The 24515-nt window shown below is 34.8% G+C and carries 17 protein-coding genes and 1 tRNA gene; 7 read left to right on the plus strand and 11 right to left on the minus strand.

Annotation, left to right across the window (positions count from 1 at the left end; all coding sequences use genetic code 11):
- Positions 1 to 10: 10 nt before the first annotated feature.
- Positions 11 to 1225: an RsmB/NOP family class I SAM-dependent RNA methyltransferase gene (locus B4N66_RS07740; protein ID WP_291093728.1), complete on the plus strand. Its 1215-nt coding sequence runs from the start codon at positions 11 to 13 to the stop codon at positions 1223 to 1225.
- Between the two features lie 5 nt (positions 1226 to 1230).
- Positions 1231 to 2328, plus strand: coding sequence for an endonuclease (locus tag B4N66_RS07745; RefSeq protein ID WP_291093729.1), 1098 nt, complete (start codon positions 1231 to 1233; stop codon positions 2326 to 2328).
- A gap of 112 nt (positions 2329 to 2440) precedes the next feature.
- On the opposite strand, the gene B4N66_RS07750 is transcribed toward B4N66_RS07745, so the two are convergent.
- From B4N66_RS07750 to B4N66_RS07795, 10 genes are all read right to left on the minus strand, one after another.
- Entirely contained in the window at positions 2441 to 4231 is a 1791-nt protein-coding gene (locus B4N66_RS07750; protein WP_291093730.1) for an acyl-CoA dehydrogenase family protein, read from the minus strand.
- A 115-nt stretch (positions 4232 to 4346) separates the two neighbouring features.
- On the minus strand, positions 4347 to 5528 hold the full coding sequence (locus B4N66_RS07755) for an acetyl-CoA C-acyltransferase (protein WP_291093731.1): 1182 nt from the start codon (positions 5526 to 5528) through the stop codon (positions 4347 to 4349).
- 82 nt (positions 5529 to 5610) lie between these two features.
- Complete coding sequence (locus B4N66_RS07760) at positions 5611 to 8001, minus strand: 3-hydroxyacyl-CoA dehydrogenase/enoyl-CoA hydratase family protein (protein ID WP_291093733.1); 2391 nt, start codon at positions 7999 to 8001, stop codon at positions 5611 to 5613.
- Between the two features lie 148 nt (positions 8002 to 8149).
- The gene (locus B4N66_RS07765; RefSeq protein ID WP_188363186.1) at positions 8150 to 8581 is read right to left on the minus strand and encodes a MarR family winged helix-turn-helix transcriptional regulator; all 432 of its coding nucleotides are present in this window, start codon (positions 8579 to 8581) and stop codon (positions 8150 to 8152) included.
- Positions 8582 to 8761: 180 nt separating this feature from the next.
- Positions 8762 to 9175 (minus strand): OsmC family protein, encoded by a 414-nt coding sequence (locus B4N66_RS07770; RefSeq protein ID WP_291093736.1) that lies wholly within the window; start codon positions 9173 to 9175, stop codon positions 8762 to 8764.
- Between the two features lie 113 nt (positions 9176 to 9288).
- The gene (locus B4N66_RS07775; protein WP_291093737.1) at positions 9289 to 11064 is read right to left on the minus strand and encodes an AMP-dependent synthetase/ligase; all 1776 of its coding nucleotides are present in this window, start codon (positions 11062 to 11064) and stop codon (positions 9289 to 9291) included.
- 138 nt (positions 11065 to 11202) lie between these two features.
- A complete protein-coding gene (locus tag B4N66_RS07780) occupies positions 11203 to 13158 on the minus strand; it encodes an LTA synthase family protein (RefSeq protein WP_291093739.1) in 1956 nt (651 codons plus the stop codon).
- Between the two features lie 81 nt (positions 13159 to 13239).
- On the minus strand, positions 13240 to 16893 hold the full coding sequence (purL, locus tag B4N66_RS07785) for a phosphoribosylformylglycinamidine synthase (RefSeq protein ID WP_291093740.1): 3654 nt from the start codon (positions 16891 to 16893) through the stop codon (positions 13240 to 13242).
- Between the two features lie 135 nt (positions 16894 to 17028).
- Positions 17029 to 17670: a DUF1579 domain-containing protein gene (locus B4N66_RS07790; RefSeq protein ID WP_291093742.1), complete on the minus strand. Its 642-nt coding sequence runs from the start codon at positions 17668 to 17670 to the stop codon at positions 17029 to 17031.
- A 48-nt stretch (positions 17671 to 17718) separates the two neighbouring features.
- On the minus strand, positions 17719 to 19281 hold the full coding sequence (locus B4N66_RS07795; protein ID WP_291093743.1) for a hypothetical protein: 1563 nt from the start codon (positions 19279 to 19281) through the stop codon (positions 17719 to 17721).
- Positions 19282 to 19407: 126 nt separating this feature from the next.
- On the opposite strand from B4N66_RS07795, the gene B4N66_RS07800 reads away from it, so the two are divergent.
- The 5 genes from B4N66_RS07800 to B4N66_RS07820 all read left to right on the plus strand — a co-directional run bounded on the left by B4N66_RS07800 (position 19408) and on the right by B4N66_RS07820 (position 23973).
- Positions 19408 to 19836 carry a PaaI family thioesterase gene (locus tag B4N66_RS07800; protein WP_291093744.1) on the plus strand — a complete coding sequence of 143 codons (429 nt, stop codon included), beginning with the start codon at positions 19408 to 19410 and terminating at the stop codon, positions 19834 to 19836.
- A 2-nt stretch (positions 19837 to 19838) separates the two neighbouring features.
- On the plus strand, positions 19839 to 20864 hold the full coding sequence (locus B4N66_RS07805; protein WP_291093745.1) for a chorismate-binding protein: 1026 nt from the start codon (positions 19839 to 19841) through the stop codon (positions 20862 to 20864).
- 8 nt (positions 20865 to 20872) lie between these two features.
- Positions 20873 to 21589: a bacillithiol biosynthesis deacetylase BshB1 gene (bshB1, locus tag B4N66_RS07810; RefSeq protein WP_291094437.1), complete on the plus strand. Its 717-nt coding sequence runs from the start codon at positions 20873 to 20875 to the stop codon at positions 21587 to 21589.
- A 107-nt stretch (positions 21590 to 21696) separates the two neighbouring features.
- Positions 21697 to 21772: transfer RNA gene (locus B4N66_RS07815), tRNA-His, on the plus strand.
- Between the two features lie 140 nt (positions 21773 to 21912).
- Complete coding sequence (locus tag B4N66_RS07820; protein WP_291093746.1) at positions 21913 to 23973, plus strand: M1 family metallopeptidase; 2061 nt, start codon at positions 21913 to 21915, stop codon at positions 23971 to 23973.
- Here B4N66_RS07820 and B4N66_RS07825 read toward each other — a convergent pair.
- On the minus strand, positions 23970 to 24494 hold the full coding sequence (locus tag B4N66_RS07825; RefSeq protein WP_291093747.1) for a hypothetical protein: 525 nt from the start codon (positions 24492 to 24494) through the stop codon (positions 23970 to 23972). The genes B4N66_RS07820 and B4N66_RS07825 overlap by 4 nt on opposite strands.
- Between the last annotated feature and the right edge of the window lie 21 nt (positions 24495 to 24515).

The following is a 24515-nucleotide window of genomic DNA, read 5'->3' on the forward strand; positions in this document are numbered from 1 at the left end:
TTTTATAGAAATGAGATTACATAGAAATTTAGTTTACACCACCATCGATTCGTTGAATGCCATTTTTAACGAAGGCGAATACGCAGACAAAGTGGTGGCAAGAGCTTTAAAAAAGGACAAACGTTGGGGAAGTTCTGACAGAAAGTTTGTTGCAGAAACCATCTACGAAATTGTGAGATGGAAGCGTTTATACGCCGAAATTGCAGAAGTAAAAGAACCATACGATCGTGATGATTTATGGCGAATGTTTGCAACTTGGGCTGTTCTTCGTGGCTATACTATTCCGGATTGGAGACAATTGGAAGGAACTCCACAACGCAAAATTAAAGGTCGTTTTGACGAATTATCAAAAATTAGAAAATACCGTGAATCGATTCCCGATTGGATGGATGAATTGGGTGTTAAAGAATTAGGCGAAGAACTTTGGTCTAAAGAAATTGCTGCCCAAAACCAGCAAGCTCAAGTGATTCTACGCGTAAATACATTAAAAACAACCAGACAAAAATTGCACGCTATTTTGATGGATTTAAACATCGAAACAGAATTTTTAAAAGATCAACCCGATGCTTTGGTTTTAAAAGAAAGAGCAAATGTTTTTTTAACCGATGCATTTAAAGATGGTTTTTTTGAAGTGCAAGATGCCAATTCACAGTTAGTTGCCGCGTTTTTAGATGTAAAGCCCGGAATGAAAGTGGTTGATACGTGTGCAGGTGCCGGTGGAAAAACATTGCACATGGCTTCGTTGATGGAAAACAAAGGTTTGTTGATTGCGATGGATTTATATGAAAGTAAATTAAAGCAATTGAAACTTCGTGCCAAACGAAATGGTGCTTTCAATATCGAATATCGCATTATTGATTCTACGAAAGTCATCAAAAAATTGTATGACAAAGCAGATCGCGTTTTAATTGATGCTCCTTGCAGTGGTTTAGGTGTTTTAAAAAGAAATCCGGATAGCAAATGGAAATTACAACCTGAATTTATCGATAATATCCGAAAAGTGCAAGCTGAAGTTTTAGAAAATTATTCCAGAATTGTAAAACCCGGCGGAAAGTTAGTTTATGCTACTTGTTCTATCTTACCCTCTGAAAATCAGGAACAAGTTAAGCATTTCTTAACAACAGAAAACGGTAAAAACTTTACCTTTGTACAAGATAAAAAAATTCTAGCCTCAGAATCTGGTTTTGATGGGTTTTATATGGCCTTATTAGAACGAAAATTATAATTATTATGAAATTTAAAATTACCTTTTTATTTATTTTTTTAACAGTAGTTGCATTTGCTCAACCTCCAGCGGGTTATTACAATACGGCAACTGGAACAGGTTTTACTTTAAAGACACAACTCTATAATATCATCAAAGATCATAACGATCAAGGATATAATCAGATTGATAATTTTTTTCCAATTGCAGATATTGATAATTATTATGAAAATGATAATACCATTTTGGATGTCTATTCGGAAAACCCGAATGGTTCGGATCCATATAATTTCTTTGTATCTGATGCTTGTGGAAATTACAGTGGTGAAGGCGATTGTTATAATAAAGAACACATTATTCCACAATCTGTTTTTAGTTCAAACACTCCAATGCGAGGTGATGCACATCATTTATTGCCAACCGATGGTAGAGTGAATGGTTTTAGAGGAAGTTATCCTTTTGGAATTGTTGGTTCTAATTTAATTTCGCAATCAGGTATTTCCAATCCTACTCAAAATGGTTCTAAAGCAGGAAATAACATTAACACAGGAATTGCAACCGGTTTTTCAGGAGTAGTTTTTGAACCTATTGATGAATTTAAAGGAGATATTGCCAGAATTCATTTTTACTTTGCCACTCGATATGAAAATTTAGTTTCAAATTGGTCCTCTTATTCAATGTTTGACGGTAGTTCTAATAAGGTGATTGCTGATCCTTTTTTAGACATTCTTTATTCATGGCATATAAATGATCCTGTTTCTCAAAAGGAAATTGATAGAAATAACGAAATTTATCAATATCAAGGAAATAGAAATCCATTTATTGATAATCCGCAATGGGTTCAGGTTATATGGGGAAATTCACTTTCTGTGCCTGTTAGAGATACTCTTTTTAATTTTGCAGTTTATCCAAATCCGTCAAATTCTAATCGAATTCACATTGAATCAGATTCTATTTTAGAAGAAATTCAATTGATTACAATTAATGGACAAGTGATGCAACAAATTCAAAATCCATCTCAACAGAATAATACCTATACGATTGAAAATTTATCCTCTGGATTTTATTTCTTAAAAATCACCGCCGAAAATCAATCAGTCACTAAAAAAGTTATTATAAACTAATTGTTGAATTATAGTTTAAAGCAAAAACTCCAAAGAAATTTGGAGTTTTTTTTATAAAAAAAACCACGCTTTTTCAAACGTGGCCTTTAATCAACAACTAAACTAAAAATTTTTAGAAACAGTAACTGTTTTCAGCTACTAATTTCGTGGTAATCGTTTCTCTTAAGCCAACAATGTTTGGCATGTTGGTGTATTTTGTAAAGCGACGTAATCCCATCAACATCATACGTTGTTCATCGCCCTCGGCAAACGAAATGATGCTTTCTTTTCCTTTTTGTGCCACTACATCAACGGCTTTGTATAAATATAATTTTGCCATCGCAATTTGCTCTTTCGCTTTGTCTTCGCCTACTTTTTTGGCTAATTTTTCAGTTCGTAAAACAGTACTTTCGGCAACATAAATTTCGATTAACATATCAGCTGCAGCCATCAATAATTGTTGGTGAGCATCCAAATCCATTCCGTATTTTTGAACGGCAGCTCCTGCAACCATTAAGAAGGCTTTTTTCAATTTGCCAACCATTTCTTTTTCTTCCGAAAATAATTCTGAATAATCCGGTGTGTCAAACGATGGAATTCCCATTAATTCTTCCTGCACTTTCATCGCAGGACCTAAAAGATCTACGTGACCTTTCATTGCTTTTTTAATCAGCATTCCAACCGAAAGCATACGGTTAATTTCGTTTGTACCTTCGTAAATTCGGGCAATTCGAGCATCTCTCCATGCACTTTCCATCGGTGTGTCTTCGGAGAATCCCATCCCGCCATATATTTGAATTCCTTCATCGGCACAATTTTGAACATCTTCAGAAACAGCTACTTTTAAAATCGAACATTCGATAGCGAATTCTTCTACACCTTTTAATTCGGCTTCCTGATGCGTTGCACCTTCAGCTTCACGGATTTTAATTCTGTTTTCGATATCTTTTGCTGCACGATAGGTAGCACTTTCTCCCGCATAAGCAGAAGTTGCCATTTCAGCTAATTTATAACGAATAGCTCCAAATTGAGCGATTGGTGTATTAAACTGAATTCTTTCATTTGCATAATTAATTGCATTTGAAGTCACACGACGTTGAGCATCTAAACAAGCGGCTGCCAATTTGATTCTACCTACGTTTAATGCATTCATGGCAATTTTGAAACCTTCGCCACGAGCAGCCAACATATTTTCAACAGGAACTTTGGTGTCCGAAAAGAAAACTTGACGAGTCGAAGAGGCACGAATACCTAATTTATGCTCTTCTTCGTTCATCGTGATTCCGTTAGATGGATCATTTTCTACAATGAAACCGGTTATATTTTTATCATCTTCAATTCTTGCAAAAACGATGAATACAGAACAAAATCCGGCATTTGAAATCCACATTTTTTGTCCGGTTATTTTGTAATGTGTTCCGTCTTCGGATAAAACAGCTTTTGTTTTTCCTGAATTCGCATCAGAACCTGCACCTGGTTCAGTTAAACAATAGGCTCCAAACCATTCACCTGAGGCTAATTTTGGGACGTATTTTTTCTTTTGTTCTTCTGTTCCATATAACGTAATTGGCATTGTTCCAATTCCGGTATGAGCACCAAAAGCAGTTGAAAATGAACCGGTTGCACCCGAAATGTAATCGCATACTAAACAGGTGTCAACGAATCCCATTCCCATTCCGCCGTAAGCTTCAGGAACGGCAACGCTTAAAAAGCCCATTTCTCCGGCTTTTCGCATTACTTCTTCGGTAAATGCATAATCTTTCTTTTCAAATCGGTCTTTGTTTGGCCAAATTTCTTTGTCAACAAATTCTTTTACCGAATCACGCATCATAATTTGCTCTTCTGAGAAATCTTCGGGTGTGAATACGTTTTCACATTTGGTTTCTTTTACCAAAAACTGACCACCTCTTGTTATATCTTCCATATCAGACCCCTAATCCGCCTTGGCGGAGAATTCCTACTAGGGGTAAGTAGGTTTTTTATATGTTAGTTACTAATTTTTTTACAGTTTTTCAGTTCCCCTTTGGGGTTTAGGGGGCTTATAATAATTCAAAAACCCCTGCTGAACCTTGCCCAGTTCCCACACACATACTCACAATTCCATATTTACTTCCTCTTAAACGCATCTCATCAAACAATTGAACAGATAATTTTGCACCAGTACAACCAAGTGGATGACCTAACGCAATTGCTCCTCCGTTCACATTCACGATATCAGGATTTAATTCTAATTCACGAACAACGGCTAAGGATTGTGACGCAAAAGCTTCATTTAATTCGATTAAGTCGATGTCATTTAATGTCAAACCTGCTTGTTTTAATGCTTTCGGAATAGCTTTTACCGGACCTATTCCCATAATTCTTGGTTCAACACCGGCTGATGCAAAATTGACTAATCTGGCGATTGGTTTTATTCCTAATTCGTTTACTAATTCTTCGCTCATAATTAATACGAAAGCGGCACCATCACTCATTTGCGATGAATTTCCGGCAGTTACAGAACCATCTGCAGCAAATACCGGTTTTAATTTTGATAAGGCTGATACGTTTGTATCGGCTCTTGGACCTTCGTCTTTTTTTACGACATAGGATTTTGTTTCTTTTTTACCATTTTCGTTGATGAATGTTTGTTCAACCGTGATTGGTACGATTTGTTTGTCAAATTTTCCTTCTGCTTGAGCTTTTAAAGCTTTTTGATGTGAATGAAAAGCAAATTCATCTTGGTCTTCGCGAGACACGTTGAATTGTTTTGCAACGGCTTCGGCGGTTAGACCCATTCCCCAATAATAATCCTCATTACCGGATGCGGCAACGGCATAATCGGGAGTTGGTTTGTATCCACCCATCGGAATAAAACTCATACTTTCTGCACCACCTGCGATGATACAATCGGCCATACCGGATTGAATTTTAGCGGTTGCAATTCCAATCGTTTCTAAACCGGAAGCACAATAACGATTGACGGTTACACCCGGAACATCGGTTACCTTTAATCCCATTAAGGATATTAATCGACCTACGTTTAGACCTTGTTCGGCTTCGGGCATTGCGTTTCCAACCATAACATCGTCGATGCGTTTTTTGTCGAAGTCGGGAAATTGAGCCATTAAATGTTCAATTGTTTCGGCTGCTAATTCGTCTGGACGTTTGAAACGGAAAACCCCTTTAGGTGCTTTACCAACTGCAGTACGAAATCCTGATACTATATATGCTGTTTTCATTTTATTTATTTTTTTTGAACACGGATTTATAAAATTTTAAAAATTTCTATAATTTTTTAAATCTGTGTTCCATCATTTATGATTAGTTACGTAATGGCTTTCCTTTGGTTAGCATAAATTGAATACGCTCCAACGTTTTTCTTTCAGTACAAAGTGATAAAAATGCTTCGCGTTCAAGATCTAAAAGATACTGCTCACTCACCAACGTGGGTTCTGATAAATCACCTCCAGCCATCACATACGCTAATTTGTTAGCAATTTTTCTATCGTGTTCCGAAATGTATTTTCCGGCTTGCATTTGGTCTGTTCCCACTAAAAACATTCCCAATGCTTGTTTTCCTAACACTTTAATGTCTTTGCGTTGAACCGGTTGTGTGTAACCTTGCTCTGCCATTTGTAAAGCGACTTGTTTCGCAACCGCAATTTGACGATCACGATTTACAACTACAATATCTTTTCCTTTTTGGAGAATACCTAAATCAAAAGCTTCATAAGCAGAAGTTGCTACTTTAGCCATACCGATGGTTAAGAAATATTCTTGTAAAACATTTAATTCCACATCATTTTTTCGGAATAAATCGGAGGCACGAACGGTCATTTCTTTTGAACCACCACCACCGGGAATTACACCTACACCAAATTCAACTAAACCAATGTAGGTTTCTGCAGCAGCAACGACTCGGTCGGCGTGCATACTCATTTCGCAACCACCACCAAGTGTCATACCGTGTGGAGCAACAATAACCGGAATAGAGGAGTAGCGACAACGCATCATCGTGTCTTGGAACATTTTGATGGCCATATTCAATTCGTCATATTCTTGTTCAACTGCCATCATAAAAATCATTCCGATGTTAGCACCTACAGAGAAATTAGCTCCTTGGTTTCCAATCACTAATCCGTTGTATTCTTTTTCAGCTAAATCGATGGCTTTGTTGATGCCTTGTAAAACACCGCCACCAATTGTATTCATTTTTGAATGGAATTCTAAGTTTAAAATTCCATCACCTAAATGGTGAATCGTAGCATCGGAATTACCCCAAACTTTATGACTTTCTCTAATGTTATTTAAGATGATAAACGCATCCTGACCCGGAATTTTTTCTTGTGTTTTGGTTGGAATATTATAAAAATAAGTCGCTCCATTTTTCACGGTATAGAAAGAAGCGTTTTCAGATTTCACCATTTCTGTGACCCAAGCTGCCGGTTGATAACCTTCGGCACGCATCATTTCAATTCCTTTGGCAACTCCGATGCTATCCCAAATCTCGAATGGACCATTTTCCCAACCGAAACCGGCTTTCATCGCATCATCAATTTTGTATAATTCGTCTGAAATTTCAGGAATTCTATTGGAACAATACGCAAACATAGCAGCAAAATTCTTTCTGTAAAAATCACCGGCTTTGTCTTTTCCTTTTACTAAAACACGAAAACGATCAATTGGTTTATCAATCGTTTTGGTTAATTCTAACGTAGCGAATAATGCTTTTTTAGCCGCTCTATATTCTAAAGTATCTAGATCTAATGATAAAATTTCTTTTCCTTCTTTTTTGTAAAATCCTTGTCCGGTTTTGCTTCCCAACCATTTGTTTTCCATCATTTTGTCAATGAAAGAAGGTAATTTGAATAAATCGTGGGCTTCGTCATTCGGACAGTTTTGGTGAATTCCGTTTGCCACGTGAACTAAGGTATCCAATCCCACCACATCAACGGTTCTAAACGTAGCTGATTTTGGTCGACCAATTACCGGACCGGTTAATTTATCTACTTCTTCAACAGTTAACCCCATCTCTTTCACTTGGTGAAACAAACTCATGATGCCGAAAATTCCAATTCGATTACCAATAAAAGCCGGAGTATCTTTGGCTACGACCGATGTTTTTCCTAAAAATTGTGAACCATAATTAGTTAAGAAATCTAAAACGGATTGACTTGTTTTTGGTCCCGGAATGATTTCAAACAATTTCAAATAACGAGCCGGGTTGAAGAAGTGCGTTCCACAAAAATGTGCTTGAAAATCTTCAGTTCTGCCTTCGCTCATAAATTGAATCGGAATTCCGGATGTGTTGGAAGTGACTAATGTTCCAACTTTTCTATATTTATCAACTTGTTCGAAAACCAGTTTTTTGATATCTAATCTTTCCACAACCACTTCGATAATCCAATCTACCGAACCGATTTTTGGCATATCATCTGTGGTGTTTCCGGTTGTAATTCGGTTGGCAAATTTCTGACTGTAAATCGGAGAGGGGTTCGATTTTAATGCATTTGCCAAACTTTCATTCACAATGCGATTGCGAACTGCTTTGCTTTCTAAGGTAAGATTTTTCTTTTCTTCAGCTTCGGTTAAAGCATTTGGAATGATGTCCAACAAAAGTACTTCGACACCGATGTTTGCAAAATGACAGGCAATACCGGAACCCATAATTCCGGAACCGATGACAGCCACTTTTTTGATAGTTCTTTTCATTTTTTATTTCTTATTGCGGTATCGAGTTACGAGTTTCGGGTAACGAGTTTCCGCTGGTTCTATTTGTTACTTCTTTTACAACAGTTTGGAAATTATAAAAATCTAAACGCCACTGTCTTTTTTCTTTTCTCTTTCTTCTATTTTCTTTCTAAAAAATCTTCTTTTCATTAATCAACTCCGTAATCACATCAGCGACTTCGATAAAATTTTGCAATTTTTCGTCGGATACGTTTTGACGAATGACTTCATTAAATTTCAGTACGGTATTTCGGGATAATTCTCTTTTTTCTTTTCCTAAGTCGGTAAGGTAGATTAAAACACCACGACCATCATCGGGATTTTTCTTGCGAATGATTAAACCCTTTTCCTCTAATGTTTTCAAAGTTCTAGTTAAGCTCGTGGCTTCCATTCCCATTCTATTGCTGATGTAGGAGGATGGCGTTCCTTCTTCTTTATCAATGCTAAGCAATGCAAATCCGATAGCCATTGAACCATCAAATTTAGAAGCTTCTTCGTTGTACATTCTGGCAACGGATTGCCATGTGGCTCGAAGAATATAATCTATTGTTTTATCTTTCATATTTTACGCAAACGATTTCAAAGATAATAAAAATTTATTATGCACGCATAGTAAATTTTAAAATTTAACATTTTTTAGTTTGATATGAATTAGATTGGTAAAATTCGATTACTGTAAACTATTTAAAATAAAAAGACGGATATTAGTCCGCCTTTACATAGTTTTTGTTAAATGTTTGAATTATTTATTCAAAGTAAATTCCGCAGAAATAGCCGTATTCAATAGTTTTGAAATCGGACAATTTTTTTCAGCATCCTTTACCAATTCGGCAAATTTGTCTTCAGAAATTCCGTCAACAGTAGCAGTAAGGGTAAGATGTGATTTAGTTATCGCTCCGTCTTCAAACGTAATATGGCATTTTGTTTCTAATTCGGTTGGTACAAAACCTGCTTCTCCTAAATTGAAACTAAGTTTCATTGTAAAACACCCTGCGTGTGAAGCAGCGATTAATTCTTCTGGATTGGTTCCGATTCCTTCTTCAAAACGGGAGCCAAATGAATATTGTGTTTTATTTAAAACGGTACTTTGTGTGGTTAAATTTCCTTTTCCTTCTTTTCCTGAACCGTTCCAAACGGCTGTTGCATGTCTTTTCATAGTTGTTGATTTAAGTTTTGTCTAAATTACGAAAAGTATGTCAGTTGGCTTGTTATTATTGTGTTAAGTGTTTTTAAAAAATAAAAAAGCTCTCGGATAGGAGAGCTTTTGAATTATGAATTATAAATTTTTTCGTAAAGGTGTTTGTATTTTTCTTTAACAATTTTCCGTTTTAGTTTCATAGTCGGCGTTAAATGACCACCTTCTATTGACCAAACATCCGGAGTTAATTCGAAACGTTTGATTTTCTCCCAATTTCCGAATTTTTCGTTTGCATGATCAACTTCTTCTTGAAAACGCTCAATTACTTTTGGGTTATTTACTAAATCATCATTAGAATCTGAAACAGTTACCTGATGTCTTTTTGCCCATTCTCGAACAAAATCAAAATTAGGCTGAATAAAAGCTCCCGGCATTTTTTCGCCATCGCCAATCACCATTACTTGTTCTATAAAGAAAGATTGTTTAAGTCTATTTTCAATTAATTGCGGTGCAATATATTTCCCTCCGGACGTTTTAAACATTTCTTTTTTGCGGTCGGTAATGCGAAGAAACCCATCACTATCAAACTCACCAATATCACCGGTGTGAAAATAGCCATCTTTAATTACTTCATTTGTAAGCGTTTCGTCTTTATAGTAACCCATCATGACATTAGGACCTTTACAAAGTAATTCTCCGTCTTCGGCAATTTTTACTTCTACATTTTTAATTAATTTTCCAACTGTACCAATACGGAATAAGCCATTTCGCATGTCGTTTACAGAAATTACAGGAGAAGTTTCGGTTAAACCATAACCTTCCATAACCGGAATTCCGGCAGCGGCAAAAACTCTGGCTAATCGCGGTTGAAGAGCAGCACTTCCGGAAACCATCACATCTAAATTGCCGCCTAAAGCTTCTTTCCATTTGCTGAAAATCAATTTGCGAGCAATCCCTAATTGTTTTTCATAGAGCCAGCCATTTTGTTTGTATGGTTTATATCGCAAACCTAAATTAATTGCCCAGAAGAAAAGTGTTTTTTTGATTCCGGTTAATTCAGCTCCTTTGGCGTAAATTTTATCATATACTTTTTCCAATAAACGTGGAACAACTGTCATCACATTGGGATGAACTTCTTTTAAATTATCGGTCAATTTTTCGATACTTTCGGCAAAATAAATCGAAACTGAATAATATTGATAAATGTATAAAATCAAACGTTCAAAAATATGGCAAACCGGCAAGAAACTCAAAGCTTTGCTTGTTCCTTCTGCAAACGGAATTCTCGGAGCACTATCCAACACATTTGAAACTATATTATTGTGAGAAAGCATAACGCCTTTTGGTCTTCCTGTGGTTCCGGATGTGTAAATGATTGTGGCTAATTCTTCCGGCTTTACATTGTTTTTTCGGTCTTCTACCACATCTTGATTGGATGTGTTAGAACCTAATTCTAACAATTCTTTCCAATTTTTACAACCTGAAATTTCATCAAAAGAATAAATATCTTTTAAAGTTGGAACATTATTCCTAATTGCGATTAATTTATCATAAACTACTTGGTCAGAAACAATGCAATAATTTGATTCAGAGTGATTTAGAATATATTCATAATCTTCTGCTGCAATTGTTGGATAAATCGGAACCGTTTGTGCTCCCACTTGAAGTGAGCCAATATCCATAATATTCCATTCCGTTCTATTGTTTGAAGAAATGATGGCGATTTTATCATTTTTTTGAACACCTAAATGAATGAATGCTCTTGAAATTGCATTGGCTTTGTCAACATATTCTTGCGTAGAAGTTTTCACCCATTCGCCATTGTATTTAGTAACCAAGCAATCAGGAACATTATTTTTCGCAAGTTGATAGTACGGAAAATCAAAAAGTCGGGTTATTTGAATCATCTTTTAAAAGAATTTGATGCAAATTAGAGAAAAAACAATCATTTTCAAATCATTTTAATAAAAAAAGGAGCTGAAATTTGTCAACTCCTTGATTTATATGAAATAAACGAAGTTTAGAGTTATATTATTTTTAGAAATTTAATTGTTTTTTGCAGTTTTAATACTCCTGATTTTGTAGGTTCTAGTTTTATATAAATTCTCAGCAACAATGAGATGAGCCAAAGCATCTTTAGATAATTCAATGTCTAATTTCGCTGGTTTAAGAATACTATCATTTATCACCTTAAATTGTAAAGGTTTAGATTTGGGTTGTAAAATAATAATGTCATCTTCAACTCGAAAAGCAAAATTATCATGAAATTGCATAATACTTCTTCCTTTTGTTTCAGAATTTATTTCGAAAATACTTCTCCCAATCATGGGCGTTTCCACTTTTACACCACTGTAACTTAATAGAGTTGGTGCAATATCTATTTGGCTTGATTGTAAGTTAAACGCTATTCCTTTTGGAACATTTGGACCAATGATTAAGGCCGGAATTCTGAATTTTTTTATAGGAACTAAATTTTTACCATATGTTCTGGTATTATGATCAGCGATTATCACAAAAATTGTGTTTTTATAATAGGCTTCATTTTTGGCTAATTCAAAAAACTTTCCGATACTAAAATCAGCATATTTGATGGCATTATTAACCGTATTTTTATTTTTTTCGTAGGGTTTTATTCTTCCGTCAGGATATTCAAAAGGTTCATGATTTGATGTTGAAAAAAGCAATGAAAAAAAAGGTTTTCCGTCTAACGATTTAAAATATTGATTTGCTTTTACAACCAAATCTTCATCACAATATCCCCAAGTTCCTTTTAAAGCATATTTTTGATTGTCTTTATCAAAATCTGTTTCATCAATTATGTTTTGAAATCCGTTTCCGTTAAAAAATGAAGCCATGTTATCAAAATTTGCCATTCCTCCATAAATAAAACTGGTATCATATCCCTCATTTTTATAGACTGAGGCAATTGTGAAAAAGTTTTCTTGCGAATTACTTAGTTTAACTACACTTTCGGCTGAAGAAGGAAGAAAACCAGAAATCACTGCTTCTATACCTCGAACACTTCTCGTTCCTGTACAATATAAATTAGTAAAAAGTAATCCTTCTTTCGTAAGTTTATCAAATTCAGGTGTTAAGGGTAATCCACCCAAAGAACCTACAAATTCTGCTCCTAAGCTTTCTTCTAAAATAATAACAACATTATATTTTTTGTTGGAAATGCTATCTGATTTATTTTTATGTAGAAAAGGAATACTTTCAAACGTGAATCCACTTTCTTTTGTTGTCATGTATTTTTTAACCCGAGCATTGGCCTCCTGGATATTCATTTTTCCATATAAATCTGAAATATCAGTTTCATTTTTAATTGAATAAATTGCATATCCTAGTGTATATAAGGAATTCAATCCTAACGAATTAGTCATTTGATCTGTTGAAAAAATTGCATTACTCGCATTTATAGGTCGTTTTGAAGTTAAGCTTGACCGTGCACCAAAAATCAATAAAAACAAAAAAATGGGCATCAAGAGTAATCTTATCGAGAGAGAATTTGAATGAACTGTAAAAAGTTGTTTGCTCTTTTTAATTCCAAAGTAAACACTTATTATCAAGATAATTATAGTAATGATAATTGATGGTAAATAGCTTTTAACGAGAGTTCCAATTACTTCTTTGGGATAAATTAGATAATCAATATAAATTCTATTTGGTCTTGTATCATATTGATTTATAAAATTAGCAGAAGTTATTTCGGTTAATAAAATAAGAAACAAGAAAAATAGAAAATAAAAAGAGATTGGTTTTTGAACATATTTTAGAAATTTATCAGGAATAAATGTCATTACCACAAAAGGCAAAAATGAAATATAGCTTAAAAGAATAATATCAAAACGTAATCCTATTGGAAAAATAGTCCAATAGTTTTCGGTTTCTATTACTCTGTCTATGAAATAAATGAATAAAAAAAATCTGCTTAGCGATGTAATCAAAATCCCTAAGCAGAAAAATATTATGATAGGTTTTAAAAAGTATAAATTTTTCATTTGATATTTTACGGAAGTCAAATGTACTCTCGTAAAAACACAAATTGATTAAAATTAGCTTAACAGTAGCTTAATCTTTTATTAACGTTTTTCCAACCATTTTCTAGCATTCACAAAAGCTTCTAACCAAGGTGAAACTTCATCGTTTCTGTCTTTTGGATAATGAGCCCAATTCCAAGGGAAAGTCGAACGTTCAATGTGTGGCATCATCACCAAATGACGACCGGTTTTGTCGCATAGCATCGCCGTGTTGAAATCGGAACCATTTGGATTGGCAGGATAATTTTCGTAACCGTATTTGGCTACAATTTGATACTGACTTTCTTCATACGGCAATTTGAATTTTCCTTCGCCGTGTGAAACCCAAACGCCTAACGTAGTTCCGGCTAATGATTTTAACATAACCGAATTGTTTTCCTGAACTTTCACAGAAGTAAAAATACTTTCGTGTTTCTGACTGTCGTTATGATGCATTTTTCCGTGAATTTCGTGTTCCGGATTGATGACTTCCAATTCCATAAACAACTGACAACCATTACAAATTCCGACAGACAACGTATCTTCTCGTTTGAAGAAATTATCCAACGCTGTTTTTGCTTTTTCATTGTATAAAAAGGCTCCGGCCCAACCTTTGGCAGAACCTAATACATCTGAATTTGAAAATCCGCCCACAGCACCAATAAATTGAATGTCTTCCAATGTTTCACGGCCCGAAATTAAGTCGGTCATATGCACATCTTTTACATCAAATCCGGCTAAATACATTGCGTTTGCCATTTCGCGTTCAGAATTACTTCCTTTTTCACGAATGATAGCTGCTTTTGGTCTTGGTTTTGAAAAATCAACTTCCGGTTTTTTTCCATTAAAATGAGATGGAAATTGATACTGCAACGTTTGCATTTTATAATTGATAAATCGTGCCGTTGCATTTCCGTTTTTGGTTTGTTTTTGATCTAATAAATAGGAAGTTTTAAACCAAATATCTCTCAATTTTGAAATGTCTAAAGAATAATTTTCAATTTCTAAAATATTCGATTCAGTAACATTTCCTAATTTATGGAAAGCGATATTTTCTTCTTTCAAGAATGATTCAAAAAAATTATCATCATTCGCCTGAAGCACAATTCCGATGTTTTCTGCGAATAAAATTTTCAATACATCTTTTTCTTCAAATGATGAAAAATCAAGTTTCGCACCCAAATTGTTATCAGCAAAACACATTTCTAATAGTGTCGTAATCAATCCACCACTTCCAATATCGTGTCCGGCAGTAATTTCATCATTTTTGATTAATTCCTGAATAACGTTGAATGCTTTTTTAAAGAAAGCTACATTTTTGATGGTCGGTGTTTCTTTTCCAATTGCATTTCTAACTTGTGAAAAAGAAGATCCACCTAATTTAAACTCGTCTTGCGACAAATTAATATAATAAACAGAACCGGCATTTTTTTGAAAAACGGGTTCAACTACTTTCGTAATATCATTGCAATTTCCGGCAGCAGAAATAATCACCGTTCCCGGAGCAATTACTTCGGCATCGGCATATTTTTGCTTCATTGAAAGCGAATCTTTTCCGGTTGGAATGTTGATTCCTAATTCGATAGCGAATTCCGAACAAGCCTCAACAGCTTCATATAAACGAGCATCTTCACCTTCATTTTTACAAGCCCACATCCAGTTGGCAGAAAGCGAAACACTTTTTAAACCGTCTTTTAATGGTGCAAAAACGATGTTTGACAAAGCTTCACCAATTGCATTTCGACTTCCGGCTTTTGGGTCAATTAGAGCAGAAACAGGTGAGTGTCCAATTGTCGTAGCAATCCCCTCTTTTCCTTTATAATCTAACGCCATTACACCTACATTGTTTAATGGTAATTGTAAAGGACCGACACATTGTTGTTTGGCTACTTTTCCACCTACACAACGATCGACTTTATTGGTTAACCAATCTTTGCAGGCAACAGCTTCTAGCTGTAAAACCTGTTCTAAGTAGGTTTCAAAATCGGCTTCTTTATAATTAATTTCGGTAAAATTTCGTTCTATCGAAACATCATTCATTATCACTTTTGGCGAACTTCCGAACATATCAGCCAATTCAAAATCCATTGGTTTTGCTCCCGTTGTTTTCGATTCAAATGTAAAACGATTATCTCCGGTTACGTCACCCACTTGATACATTGGCGAACGTTCTCTGTCGGCAATGCGTTGTAGCGTTTCTATATCTTTTTGACCGATGACTAAGCCCATTCGTTCCTGACTTTCGTTGCCAATTATTTCTTTGGCAGATAGAGTAGGGTCGCCCACAGGCAATTTATCCAAATCGATTAATCCACCTGTTGCTTCAACTAATTCGGATAAACAGTTTAAGTGTCCACCCGCACCGTGATCGTGAATGGAAACGATCGGATTTTCGTCACTTTCCACCAAACCACGAATGGCATTGGCAGCTCTTTTTTGCATTTCCGGATTGGAACGTTGGATGGCATTTAATTCGATTCCAGAACCGAAAGCTCCTGTGTCTGCTGATGAAACGGCAGCTCCGCCCATTCCGATTCGGTAATTTTCACCACCTAAAATCACAATTTTATCGCCAATTTTTGGCTCTTGTTTTTGAGCTTGGTCGGCTTTTCCGTAACCGATTCCACCCGCCAACATTATTACTTTATCAAAACCTAATTTTCGGGCATCTTCTTCGTGTTCAAAAGTCAAAACCGAACCGGTAATTAATGGTTGACCGAATTTATTACCAAAATCAGAAGCACCATTTGAAGCTTTAATTAAAATATCCATTGGCGTTTGATACAACCATTTTCGCTCCTCCATTGCATTTTCCCACGGACGATTTTCTTCCAAACGAGAATAAGAAGTCATATAAACTGCTGTTCCCGCTAATGGCAACGAACCTTGTCCACCCGCAAGTCGGTCTCTAATTTCTCCACCTGAACCGGTTGCGGCTCCATTAAATGGTTCAACCGTAGTTGGGAAATTATGTGTTTCTGCTTTTATCGAAATAACTGAATCGAACTCTTTCGTTTGATAAAAATCAGGTTTATCGGCACTTTTTGGAGCAAATTGTTCCACTTTCGGACCTTTGATGAACGCGACATTATCTTTGTATGCTGAAACAATATCGTTCGGATTTTCTGCGGATGTTTTTTTAATTAATTTGAATAAGGAAGAAGGTTTTTCTTCACCATCAATCACAAACGTACCATTGAAAATTTTATGTCTGCAATGTTCTGAATTCACTTGTGAGAAACCAAAAACTTCGGAATCAGTTAAATTACGTTTCAATTTTATGGCTAACGTATTCAAATAATTAACTTCTTCTTCGCTTAAAGCTAAACCTTCTTGTTTATTGTATGCAGCAATATCTTCAATTTCTTTGATGGATTCGGGTTGAATATTGATAGCAAAAATGTCTTGATGTAATTCAGTATATTTTTGAAATAACATCGGATCAAAGTCAGAATGATTGCTTTCTACTTTATGAAATTCTTCGATTCGAATGATGCCTTCGATACCCATATTTTGCGTAATTTCCACAGCATTGGTACTCCAAGGCGTAATCATAGCGGCACGAGGTCCAACAAAAAAATCCGCTAAGACGGATTTTTCTATTTTATTTGTATTGCCAAAAAGCCAGTTTAATTTTGCGATGTCCTGAGCCGAAAGTTCGTTTTGCGACTGAACGGCAAAAACGTTAGTACTTTCGTTTCCGAAGAAATGAATCATATAAAAAATATTTGTGTTGTTGTAGGTGCAAATTTACGTCGAAAAAAGGTAGTTTCAAAGTATATTTTTTCACTAAGTTGTAAACAAAAAAAGACTGTGGGTTAAACAGTCTTTTAAAAATTAAAATATCAAAATTTATTTTTTTCGTGTCATGATAATTTCCATGCTTTTGTATTCTTTTCCGCTATAATCTACGTCAAACATTTCCATTTTTCGAGTGTTCTCATCTACAATAGTGTACGTTTCACGAATTGGTTTTTCTTTCTTCGTAACCGGATCTACAGTAGTTCCGGAGAAATTGATGGTTTTGGATGCTTCGTCATATTTTCCCGTAATAACCATAATACCGGTACTCATATTATCAATCCAAGTGGAAGTATATTCTTGTGAAGCATTGTTGTAAGCCAACGTACTTTTTCCTTCAAATGGCATTCCCATAAAATCACCTTTGTGAGTAGTTTCTTGAAAGCGATCACCATAAATCATTTTTGATTCAGCCGTCATAGTGTTTTTCATCGGTTCTGCACCGGGTTCCATCCACATAGTCATTTCTTCGTGCCAAGTACCACTTTCTAAAGCTAGCATTTTATGCGGTTCTCCTGGCGTCATATAGTCATTCCACGCATTGCTAATTGTAGTAGAGTCCGGAATAGTTACCGTAGTTTCTTCAACAATTGTTGTGTCTTTTACAACGGTTGTGTCTGGTGTAGTTTCCGCTTTTTTTTCACAAGAAACCAGCGAAATAATCGCAATTAGTGATAAAAATTTTAGTTTCATAATTTTATTGTTTTGTTAGGTTTGTCATGTAAAATTATGAAAATAAGTTTAATCTTCTTCAAAAACTGTCGAATTATAAGCACCAATATCTAATGGTGGATTTCGCGGTTGATTCAAAATATCAGGTAATGTTGAAAAAATAGGATTTGCTTGACCTTTTGCAGCCGAATCATCACCAATAATCAATTTGTTTTTAATCACATTCAAAAACTGTGGATTTGCCATTGAATTATTTGTAGCGATAATGCAATTAACATAACGTGTAATATCAGTTGCAAATAGATAAAGTTCATTGTTTGTGTAAGTATTGTTAATATTATTGAACTTAATCAAACAATGGTCAAATTTATAATTAAAAACACCATCTCCTCTTTTATCAATCAACATTTGAATCTGGTTTGAGCCATAAATAATACAATTGGTGAAAGTAGCTTCTTCTATCGGTAAAATTTCAGGTTCTGCACCATCAAAGAAATTATTCAAATAGACCGAAAGCTGTCTCGAACTTGCCCAATTGTTATTAAAAGTAGAATGATTAAAATTATATTTTCCTCCATAAGTACATGCCAAAGCAAATTGTCCGGCACTATTTATCACCACATTTTCACCTGAAATGTAAGCTGTTCTGGCTAAAATTCCAAAATTGGAATGATCGTAAATTTGCACGTTCCTTAATTTAACATCAGCTTCAGGATTTGTTAAACCGGTGTTTCCGTCGATTAAAAGTCCAACTACACCGTTTTTAATAATACAATTTGTAAACTCATTGTTCTTACTTCCTTCTGTCAACCATATTGCTCCCCATTGTCCCGGAACATCTTCATATAAAGGTTCTAATCTGTCGCCTTGAAAAATGACATGACTTTCTAATGGATTATCAGGATTATTAGAAATTCCTCCATTGACTTTTATACTACCTTGGTCACCAATTATCAAACTTGATTCCGCATGAAAATGAATTCTAGCCCCAGCTTCAACAACTAATGTTTTGTTGGCAGGAACGGCTGCATAACCATAAATGACATAGGGTTTTGAATTGTTCCAAATATATTCATTTCCGTTAATAGGGTCATTTTCATCTAAAATAAAGCCTCGCTGAGGAGTTCCACCAATGTTTATATTTTCATATGATCCATCATCAAATCGTTGCGGATAAAGAAAATAAGCATCTTGAATTAACGTAACTAATTCTACTTTTTGCTCTGAAGTTCCTTGACCAAAAAGTATTTGATCGGTATATAAAAAATCGGTTGGATTGGCTTCTGCGATATCCACCGTAGTTTCAATAAAAATATACATACTGTCTTTGGCGAGCATTTCCACATTTTCAAAAATGCGGTTGTTGCCTACCATTCCGTCAACGGTCATACGGTATTTAGAATCCAATCCTTTTCCTAAACGGATAGAAGGAATACTAATGTCTTCATCGGAACGGTTGTACACTTTTAATGTATATGTACTTGAGCCGATATTACTGAAAACAGTATCAAAATAAACAGTATCTCTTGAAAATTCCAATCCGCCTGAACTGGGTTTGAATTCAAAATCATTTCTACATGAAGTTAAAGAAATGGCAGAAATGATAAAAAATAGAAAAAGTAAATTACGCATGAGCCTGATTTTTGGTAAAATTAACCATTAAATTGAAATAGCAAAATCAAATTAGTAAACGAATTTAAGAGGATTTTAGTTTATGCACCATTGAAAAATCTTTATTTTTACCAAAAAATAGATAAGATGACTTTAGATAAAGCCAAAATTCTTCAAAATTGTAATGATTTCAGTAAAAATACGTTGATGGAAACCCTTGAAATTGAGTTCATTGATGTGGGAGAAGATTTTTTAAAAGCCAAAATGCCTGTAAATTCACGAATTCATCAACCGATGGGATTATTGCACGGCGGAGCTTCAGTGGCGTTAGCCGAAAGTGTGGGGAGTGCTGCTTCGATGTTGTTTGTGAATGCCGAAAAACAAGAAGTACGCGGCATTGAAATCTCAGCAAACCATTTACGAAGTAAGCGAGAAGGAACTGTTTTTGCCACCGCTAAAATCATTCATCAAGGAAGAAGTATTCATCTTTGGGAAATTAAAATTGAAGATGAAGAAGGAAAACTAATCTGTCTTTGCAAATTGTCAAACATTGTTTTACCTAAAAAGACTTCTTAACGATGGCAATTTTGTCAAAAATTAAATTACAATTAGAACAAAAATTGCCTTTTGCTTTGTATGTGCTTCCAAATCAAAAAACGATTTGTGGTATTTTTCAAAAGGACAATTCTATACACGATTTTAAAGGTCAAAGCGGATTTGTTTTTGCTTCTTTTGATGATTATAAAAAATATGTAATTCCTTTCGAAAGTTCAGATTTCTTGGAAGAGGAATTTAGTTTTGATGCTGTAAATCAGACTGAAGATTTAATTGGTTTTTCAGAAAATGAAAAAAATCATTTTGAAAATATTGTTCAAAAAGCAATAACATCCATTCAAAATGGCGATTTTGAAAAAGTCGTTCTTTCCAGAAAAATTGAAATTGAAAAAAAGATTGATTTGATTGAAACATTTTTCAGATTAATCAACCGTTACCCAACTGCTTTTCGTTCATTTTTTTATCATCCGCAAATTGGTTGTTGGATGGGAGCCACACCGGAACAATTGATTAAAGTGGAAAAAAATCATTTTGAAACCGTTTCATTGGCAGGAACACATCAAAAAAGTAGTTTTGAAAATTGGTCAGCCAAAGAAATAAATGAACAACAAATTGTGACCGATTATATTTTGGATAGTTTGCATAAAGAAGTACTTTCTTTGAAAGTATCAGAACCATTCACAGTGGAAGCCGGTTCGTTAGTTCATTTAAAAACAATTATTTCAGCTGAAGTTCATTCGTTAGAAAACACCAAAAATATCATTCAAAATTTACATCCAACGCCTGCAGTTTGCGGTTTCCCGAAAGAGAAAGCATTGCAGTTTATTTCAGAAAATGAAAATTATGAGCGAAAATTCTATGCCGGTTATTTAGGTTTATGGAATGAAGAAGAAACATCTGCCAATCTTTTTGTAAATTTACGTTGTTTAGAAGTTGAGGAAAATAAAATAAACATTTATGTCGGTTGCGGAATCACTGGAGAAAGTGACCCGGAGAAAGAATTTTTTGAAACCGAACATAAATCACAAATCATGAAATCCATTTTATAAAAATGAAAATACAAGTAGATATTTTGGCTTTTGGAGCCCATCCCGATGATGTGGAATTAGGGTGTGCCGGAACATTAGCCAAAGAAATTTCGTTAGGAAGAAAAGTCGGCATCATCGATTTAACCGAAGGTGAACTAGGCACAAGAGGTTCTGTTGAAATTCGCTATAAAGAAGCCGCAAAAGCTTCCGAAATATTAGGTATTTCCGTTCGTGAAAACCTAAAAATGCGAGATGGTTTTTTCAAAAATGATGAAGAACACCAAATGGAAGTGATAAAAATGATTCGAAAATACCGTCCGAAAATCGTGTTGTGCAATGCAGTTGACGACCGTCATATCGATCATGGAAAAGGAGCAAAATTAGTTTCTGATGCGTGTTTTTTATCCGGTTTAAAACGAATTGAAACCGTTTTGAATAGTGAAAAGCAAGAAGCTTGGCGACCGCAAGTCGTGTATCATTATATTCAATGGAAAGATTTAAAACCTGATTTTGTGGTAGATATTACCGGATTTATGGATATAAAAGTGGAAGCTATTATGGCATACGACTCACAATTTTATAATCCAAACACAAATGATAGTGTTACACCAATTGCTACAAAGAACTTTTTAGATAGCATAAAATACCGTTCGCAAGACATGGGAAGGCTTATCGGAACTGATTTTGCAGAAGGTTTTACAGCAGAAAGATATTTGGCTGTCAATAGCTTAGAAGATTTGATGTAAAATTGCAAAAAAATCTTTGCAGAATTCAAGGATTGCACTATATTTGCACTCGCAAATGAAGCCCTGACGAATTTATTTTCAGAAAAGGTTTTATAGCAAAAACAAATGGTGATTGTAGCTCAGTTGGTTAGAGCGTCGGATTGTGGTTCCGAAGGTCGCGGGTTCGAGACCCGTCTTTCACCCAGAAATGCAAAGCTTCGAGGAAACTCGAGGCTTTTTTTGTGGAGTTAATTTGAGTTAATTTTTAAATTTCTATTGATTTTCTTAAACTTATAAATCATCAAAACGAAACTATGTATCTTTGTTTATCATTTAAAAAATTCATGCGATACTTTTTTTTACTTTTTTTCTCCATCTCCTTCGCTCAACAATCTCAAAAAGTTGATTTTAAAACCTTACACGCCATTTTACTTCCAAATCAAATTGAAAAATCCATTTCAGGTGAAGTGAAATATGAATTTCAAGTTCTATCTTCCATCGATACCATTGCTATTGATGCCATTAGAATGGATTTTTCTAACGTAAAAATTAACGGAAAAACTGTAAATTTCAAAAATTCACAAAAAGCGTTACAATTATTTGAAGGTTTTAAAAAAGGAAAAAACACGCTTACTTTTAATTACAAAGCCATTCCAAAACAAACTCTTTATTTTATTGGAGAAGGCGAAAATTTACAAATTTGGACGCAAGGTCAAGGAAAATACACGAGTCATTGGTTGCCTAGTTTTGATGATGTGAACGAGAAAATCATCTTTAATTTATCGATTGAATTTGATGAAAAATTTACAGTTTTATCAAATGGAAAGTTGAAAAATATCAATAACAATAGCAATATCAAAAATTGGAACTATCAGATGTCCAAACCCATGTCGTCCTATTTAGTAATGATGGCAATCGGAAAATTCACCAAACAAACCACTAAAACCAAATCGGGAACGCCATTAGAATTTTATTTAGATCAAAAAGATGCTAATAAATTTGAAACAACGTACAAATACACCACTCAAATTTTCGATTTTTTTGAACAAGAAATAGACGTGAAGTATCCTTGGGAAATTTATCGACAAGTGCCCGTTCGTGATTTTTTGTATTCCGGTATGGAAAACACCACTTCCACCATTTTTTCACAAGATTTTGTGGTGGATGATATCGGTTTTAATGACAAAACGTATATCAACGTCAACGCACACGAACTCGCTCACCAATGGTTTGGCAATCTCATCACGGCCGAAACCGGAAAACACCATTGGTTGCAAGAAGGATTCGCCACTTACTATGCTTTGTTGGCTGAAAAAGAACTTTTTGGCGACGATTATTTTCAATGGGAATTGTATGAAATGGCAGAGCGTTTGCAACAAGCCTCCAAAACTGATACGATTCCGTTACTGAATGAAAAAGCGAGTTCGCTCACATTTTATCAAAAAGGAGCTTGGGCTTTGCATTATTTACGTAAAAACATCGGAGCAGAAAACTTTCAAAAAGCAGTCAAAAATTACTTGAAAAAATATGGTTTTAAAAACGTCAATACAACCAATTTTCTGAAAGAAGTCAACGCCGTTTCCAATTTTGACACAGCAACTTTTCAACAAAATTGGCTTGAAAAATCAGGATTTCAAGTCAACCAAGCACTCGATTTACTTAAGAAAAATGCCTTTATGAAATCGTATTTAGAATTGGTTCAATTACAGCCAAAACCATTTGAAGAAAAGTCAGCCTTGTTTGAAACCATTTTAAAAAGCAACGATTTTTATCCCATCAAAGAAGAGGTCATTTTTCAATTGGCAGAAATTCCTTTTGAAGAAAAAGAACAATTGTTAAACCTAGCTTTAGCTTCCAATAATATAAAAATACGTCAGGCAGTTTCTAGAATTATGATCGAAATTCCACGGAACTTTCAGTCGGAATACGAAACATTGCTCAATGATGATTCTTATATTACTAAAGAAATCGCATTGGGAACTTTATGGAAATTATTCCCAGAACGACAAGAACATTACCTCAATTTATCCAAAAACTGGGTCGGATTTAATGATAAAAACTTGCGAATTCTGTGGCTCACATTAGCCTTAATTTCAGAAGGTTACGAAGTAAATAACAAAGTGAAATTTTATGACGAATTATTAGATTATTCTTCCTCAAAATATGAAAGTTCAATTCGTCAAAATTCGTTAACCAACTTGTTGTATCTCAATCCAAACGACCAAAATATTCTTCAAAATTTGGTCAACGCCACTACGCATCACAAATGGCAGTTTACACTTTTTGCACGCAATCAAATTCGTGAGTTAATCAAAACCGAACGACACAAAAAGTTCTTTCAAGATATGTTACCAACGATAAATTCCGCCGAACAAAGTCAGTTAAAACGATTACTCGAAAACTAACTCATCATCTGAATCACCTCAAATTTCAAATAGCTAATTGCCACATAACTAGGCGATTGCTTGTCTAATAAATCACTCAAAATCACTTCTCTTAACTTGTGCGAAGTATCCACGCGATCACTCATATTCGACTTTCTAATCGATTGAATAATTGTGTTTTTTGCGGTCGTAATCACCGTCCAACACTCTTCCGTGATATAAATTTGTTGTGTCAAATTATGCTCAAATTCTTGCTCAATTTGCTGAATTAATTGGTTTTCATACGTGTTTTTATCATCCGAATACGGTGCCACTCGAATCAACAATTTCGCCGGATTTATTCGTTCCAAATACAAAACCATTCGCTCATACGCCTGTAAACGAATCGGCAACGACTCCTTTTGCAATGCCTTTCGCATCAAATGTTTTCGCCTGTCTTCCAGACCTTTATGATGCAGATGAAAAAATGAATAAGCCACAATTCCGGTAATAATCGCCGGCAAAGTATACGATAAAAGTTCAATCCACTTAATTGATTCCATATTTTTTAGTTTTTTAATTTG

It is taken from the genome of Flavobacterium sp. UBA2787 (genome assembly GCA_002352205.1).
In the GTDB taxonomy this organism is placed as follows: domain Bacteria; phylum Bacteroidota; class Bacteroidia; order Flavobacteriales; family Flavobacteriaceae; genus Flavobacterium.